This is a genomic window from Rathayibacter sp. AY2B7 (assembly GCF_002931635.1).
Classification (GTDB): domain Bacteria; phylum Actinomycetota; class Actinomycetes; order Actinomycetales; family Microbacteriaceae; genus Rathayibacter.
This window is the reverse complement of sequence record NZ_PSUC01000223.1, coordinates 1-1,076: the sequence shown is the minus strand read 5'-3', so window position 1 is coordinate 1,076 and position 1,076 is coordinate 1. Positions and strand designations below refer to the sequence as shown.

Genomic DNA, 1,076 nt, shown 5'->3' with positions numbered 1-1,076 from the left:
CGCGGCGGCGCTCAGCGTCCCGTTCATCGACTTCCGCCGGAATCTGACCACCATCACCGGCCTGTCGGTCGTGCTGGTGCTGATCTCGGCGTCCGGCGCAGTGGTGCCGGAGTCGGCGCCCGGTGTGGAGTCCTGGACGCGGATCGACCCGCCCTCCTGGGCGATGCGGACCACGAACGGCTCGGCCTCGGGATCGCCGAAGGTCTGCGTCCACAGCTGACGGCCGTCGGCGGTGCGGACCTCGCGGGGCGCGTCGATCGCGCCTCCGTCGGCGTTCAGCACGAGGAGCTCGGTGTCCTCCGTGGTCGCCTCCAGGCGGACCGCCGTTCCCGCCATCGTGGCGACGGTCACATGCCCGTAGCCGATCCACAGGTCCAGCGGCTCGCCGGAGGTCTCGTAATCGGGTGCGACCGTGACGCGCAGGTCGCTCGCCGCGAGCGTCGCGTAGCGGCCGGGGGCGGCGCTCGAGAAGCCGTAGGTGCCGAGCACGGGGAGCAGCTCGCGGTCGGTCGGCAGCACGGCGGCGCAGGCGGCCGTGACCAGCGCGACCGTCGCGAGGGCGATCAGCGCGATCGCGCGCCTCCGGAACAGGCCGGCGAGCACGATCACCACGGCGAGCACGAGCGCGGCCGAGGCGGCTCCGACGACGAGGGCCGTCGGTCCGGAGGCGGTGAGCGAGACCAGTGCGCCGGCCAGGGCGGCGGCGCCCAGGGCGAGCAGCGTGAGGCTCGCCCGCAGCCGGGGGTTCGCGGCGCGTCGGAGGCGCTGGCGCTCCAGGCGCGCGGCGGTGACGGCGGCGGCGGCGACTCGCGCCTCCTCCGCCCGGGCGCGGGCCGTCTCACGGGCCGACGCGCTCTGCTGGGCGCGGAACGCCTCCCGCTCGGCCCGCCAGGCCTCCTGGCGCTCGCGCCACTCGGCGACGGCCTCGGGGGACGAGGGGCGCTCGTCCTGCAGCCCGGGGTCGGGTGCGGGGTAGGCGGGAGCGGAGCGGCGGACGGCCGGATCCGCGTCGCGCGAGTCGAGCGGCGCGAGGGGCACCAGGGCCCAGAGCCAGAGGTAGAGGAGCGCGCCGCCCC

General features: G+C 76.7%; 1 pseudogene. It reads right to left on the bottom strand.

From position 1 onward, the window contains the following. Positions 1 to 1,076 (bottom strand): annotated as a pseudogene (locus C5C27_RS18305) (hypothetical protein); the annotation flags it as partial.